5 protein-coding genes are annotated in these 4,089 nt (G+C 64.3%); 4 read left to right on the forward strand and 1 reads right to left on the reverse strand.

Annotation, left to right across the window (positions count from 1 at the left end; all coding sequences use genetic code 11):
- The coding region (locus AC1D00_RS30225) for an Lrp/AsnC family transcriptional regulator (protein ID WP_477013188.1) at nt 1-153 on the reverse strand (153 nt) is incomplete at its 3' end.
- Between the two features lie 267 nt (nt 154-420).
- On the opposite strand from AC1D00_RS30225, the gene trxB reads away from it, so the two are divergent.
- The 4 genes from trxB to AC1D00_RS30245 all read left to right on the forward strand — a co-directional run bounded on the left by trxB (nt 421) and on the right by AC1D00_RS30245 (nt 3,974).
- Nucleotides 421-1,386: a thioredoxin-disulfide reductase gene (trxB, locus tag AC1D00_RS30230; RefSeq protein WP_477013185.1), complete on the forward strand. Its 966-nt coding sequence runs from the start codon at nt 421-423 to the stop codon at nt 1,384-1,386.
- A 5-nt stretch (nt 1,387-1,391) separates the two neighbouring features.
- Nucleotides 1,392-2,315, forward strand: a complete 924-nt coding sequence (locus AC1D00_RS30235) for a LysR family transcriptional regulator (protein ID WP_167771322.1) — start codon at nt 1,392-1,394, stop codon at nt 2,313-2,315.
- 448 nt (nt 2,316-2,763) lie between these two features.
- Entirely contained in the window at nt 2,764-3,672 is a 909-nt protein-coding gene (locus AC1D00_RS30240; protein ID WP_477013186.1) for a 4-hydroxy-tetrahydrodipicolinate synthase family protein, read from the forward strand.
- A gap of 107 nt (nt 3,673-3,779) precedes the next feature.
- Entirely contained in the window at nt 3,780-3,974 is a 195-nt protein-coding gene (locus AC1D00_RS30245; protein WP_477013187.1) for a hypothetical protein, read from the forward strand.
- Nucleotides 3,975-4,089: the final 115 nt, after the last annotated feature.

Genomic DNA, 4,089 nt, shown 5'->3' on the forward strand with positions numbered 1-4,089 from the left:
GATATAGCCCTCCTCCTCCAGCGCCCGGACCCGGCGCAGGCAGGGCGGTGGCGAAATGCCCACCCGCTTGGCGAGCTCAACATTCGTGATTCGACCGTCGGCCTGAATCTCGGTGAGAATTTTCAGGTCGATCTCGTCTAGGTTCCGCGACACGTGATTGGAACTCCTGGCCTTTGCGGCGGTATCGGGTGGGTCTGTCGCAATCCTCATAGCCCAGTCCGCACCCATTGCGCAATTTTATTGCGCGTGCAGCGCAATCGACTTTTGTTCCTTGTTGGAAAAATCCGCCGACAGGGAATGCAATTCTTGCATAGCTCACCAGAACGCTTAGATTAGCTCTGATATTTCAGCGCTTCCGCGAGGCCTCCTGGCTCCTTCCGCGCCCGCGCTGCAAATCCCCCGTGAAAGGCGTCCATCGAAATGTCCGCTCCTGTTCATGCAAAGGTCGTGATTGTTGGCTCTGGCCCCGCGGGCTACACGGCGGCGATCTACGCCGCGCGCGCGATGCTCGAGCCGATCCTGATCCAGGGCATCCAGCCGGGCGGCCAGCTCACCATCACCACCGACGTCGAGAATTATCCGGGCTTCGCCGACGTGATCCAGGGCCCCTGGCTGATGGAGCAGATGGAGAAGCAGGCGGTCCATGTCGGCACCAAGATCGTCACCGACCTCGTGACCAAGCTGGAGACCGGGCGACGTCCGTTCCGCCTCACCTGCGACAGCGGCGACGTCTATCTCGCCGAAACCGTGATCCTCGCCACGGGCGCGCAAGCGCGCTGGCTCGGGCTTCCGTCCGAAGGGAAATTCCAGGGCGGCGGCGTCTCGGCCTGCGCCACCTGCGACGGCTTCTTCTACCGCGGCAAGGAAGTGATCGTGGTCGGCGGCGGCAATACCGCGGTCGAGGAAGCGCTGTTCCTCACCAACCATGCCTCGCAGGTCACCATCGTGCATCGTCGCGACCACTTCCGCGCCGAGCGCATCCTGCAGGAGCGTCTGTTCAAGCACCCGAAGATCAAGGTGGTCTGGGACTCAGCCGTCGACGAGATCTGCGGCACCGAGAACCCGAACAAGGTCACCCATGTCCGCCTCAAGAACGTCAGGACCGGCGCGCTCACCGAGCTGAAGGCCGACGGCATCTTCATCGCCATCGGCCACGCCCCGGCGACCGAGCTCGTGAAGGACCAGGTCAAGCTCAAACCGTCGGGCTATGTCGAGGTCGCCCCGAACTCGACCGCCACCTCGGTGCCCGGACTGTTCGCCGCCGGCGACGTCGCCGACGAGACTTATCGCCAGGCCGTGACGGCCGCAGGCCTCGGCTGCATGGCAGCGCTCGAGGCCGAACGTTTCTTGGCCCTGCGCGCCAGCGAGCGCGCTGCAGCGGAATAAAGATCATGCCTCGATCACGCGACGGATTTACGGATATGGACTGGGACAAGCTGAAGGTGTTTCACGCGGCGGCTGAAGCGGGCAGCTTCACGCATGCGGGCGAGCAGCTCGGCCTGTCGCAATCGGCGGTCTCGCGCCAGGTCTCGGCGCTGGAGCAGGAGCTCTCGGTCTCGCTGTTCCACCGCCACGCCCGCGGCCTGATCCTCACCGAGCAGGGCGACCTCCTGTTCCGCACCGCGCATGACGTGTTCATGCAGCTCCAGGCGGCACGCGCCAAACTGACCGACAGCCGCGAGCGGCCGAGCGGCGATCTCAAGATCACCACCACGCCCGGCGTCGGCATCAACTGGCTGATCCCGCGGCTCGGSGAATTCACCGCGCTCTATCCGGAGATCCGGATCTCGCTGATCGTCACCGACGAGGAGCTCGACCTGTCGATGCGCGAGGCGGACGTCGCGATCCGCACCCGCAAGCCGACGCAGCCGGATCTCATCCAGCGCAAGCTGTTCGCGATGGGCTTCCACGCCTATTGCTCGCCGGATTACATCAAGCGCTTCGGCACGCCGCGCACGCTGGAGGAGCTCGACTCCCACCGCATCATCACGCTCTCGGACGGCAACTTCGCGCCGCATCTTCAGAACCGCAACTGGCTGGTCGAAGCCGGCCGCAACGGCTCGGGTCCGCGCGAGGCCTATTTCAGGGTGAACAACATCCTCGGCCTGGTGCGCGCCTGTCAGCAGGGCCTCGGCATCGCCGCGCTGCCGGACTATCTGATCGAAGAGCAGAGCCGTCTCGTGCAACTGTTCGGCGAATCGGATTCGATCCAGCTCGATACGTATTTCGTCTATCCCGAGGAGTTGAAGACGGTCGCGCGCGTGCAGGTGTTCCGCGACTTCGTGGTGAGCAAGGCGCAGCGCTGGCCGTCCTGATTTCCGCATGTCTGACATGCGGCCTCGGCTGTTGCTGCATGGCGTTGGGCAAGCTCATAATGTTTGCACGCTGAGCCTTCGCGTTGCGCATTTGTCCCCCTCCTCCAGTGGCGCGGGAGTTCAGTAATCCCTCTTGGAAGGTGATTGTGTCGGCCTCACGTGGCCAATACCTTAAGCCGGGCTCGTTCGAGCCCGGCTTTTTTTCTGTCCAATTCGGTATTCGCCTTCCGCGTGTATTGACAGTTCCACGTATCGCCCGCATCATTTGCAAATGATCACGAAGTCGTGCGCAATCGTCTCGAAAAAAGGTCCCCGCCCGGGGACCTCGGATTTTTGCGCGCGCTAACTACGCTTCGTCATTGCAGCAAATCCCGAAAACCCCGCCACCTGGACGGGGTTTTTTCATGTGCCTCCGTCTCAGGTTTTTTCCCGAGAAGGAGAACTGGACATGACCGACCTGCGAACGCATCTGCACGGACTCTGGCTGCCGCTGGTGACGCCGTTTCAGGGCGGCAAGCTCGACGAGACGTCGCTGCGGCGGCTGACGCGGCATTACAGCGGACAGGCCGTCGACGGCTTCATCCTGGGGGCGACCTCGGGCGAAGGCATGACGCTGCGGGACGCCGAGCTCGAACGCCTCGTCGCCATCGTGCGCGACGAGATGGCGGCCGGCGGCCGCACCATCCCAATCTGCCTGGGCTTATCGGGCGCGGACACCTCGCGGCTGAAGGAGCGCCTCGATGAAACCGCGGACTGGCCGATCGAGGGATATTTGATCGCGAGCCCCTATTACGTGCGGCCGTCGCAACGCGGGCTCCTGGCGCATTTCGAAGCACTCGCCGATCACGCCGCCTGGCCGCTCGCGCTCTACAACATCCCCTATCGCTGCGCGGTCAACATCACCAACCAGACCATGCTGCGGCTCGCCGAGCATCCCAACATCGTCGGCCTGAAGGATTGCGGCGCCAGCCGCGAGCAGTCGATCGCGCTGCTGCGCGACCGGCCCGAGAAATTTCGCGTGCTCACCGGCGAGGACGCGAACTACCTCGAAGCGCTCGTCGACGGTGCCGACGGCGGCATCGTGCTCTCGGCCCATGTCGAGACCGCAACCTTCGCCGCCGTGTATGCCGAGCTGAAGCGCGGCAACCATGACGCGGCGCAGGCGCGCTGGCAGGAGGTCGCCGAACTGACGCGCCTGTTGTWCACCGAGCCGAGCCCCGCGCCGGCCAAGCACTGGCTGTGGCGCAGCGGCCTGATCGACAGCCCCGAAGTGCGCCTGCCGATGGTGGAAGTGAGCAGCGAGCTCGCCGCCACGATCGACCGCGAGATCGAGCGACGGATGAAAGTCGCGGCGTAGCACCACCCTCTTCACCTCACCCGCATGTGGCCTTGCGAACGAACCGGTTGGCTCCGGTTCGAACGGCCGCGTGCTGCCCGACGAAAGCTTCCCCTGGACATCAACCGATGCGAATTCACCGATCGCTGTGCGCCCTCAAGGCCCTGTGGCAACGCCTGACATCCGTGAAGGGTGACAGATGGGCCGGCAAATATCCGGCGTCGCCCTGGCTGCGCCGCGACATCGGCCTGTGCGAGGAGGTCGTGATGCGGGAGTGGAATTGGAGCGACGAGATCAGGCGCAAATATAGCGGATGGGTTTAGCGCGGCTCTCCTCCCGTCCCCCGGAGGGCGGGGCGATCGCATTTGATTGCTTGGCGGGGGCCTGAGCGCGCGCCTCGTCCTTCGAGACGACCGCTTCCAGCGGTCTCCTCAGGAT

The organism is Bradyrhizobium sp. P2_E8 (assembly GCF_056403875.1).

Excerpts from the sequence above, each read along its gene's own strand:
- trxB (WP_477013185.1), top strand. The coding sequence starts at position 421 with ATGTCCGCTCCTGTTCATGCAAAGGTCGTGATTGTTGGCTCTGGCCCC.
- AC1D00_RS30245 (WP_477013187.1), top strand. The coding sequence starts at position 3,780 with ATGCGAATTCACCGATCGCTGTGCGCCCTCAAGGCCCTGTGGCAACGC.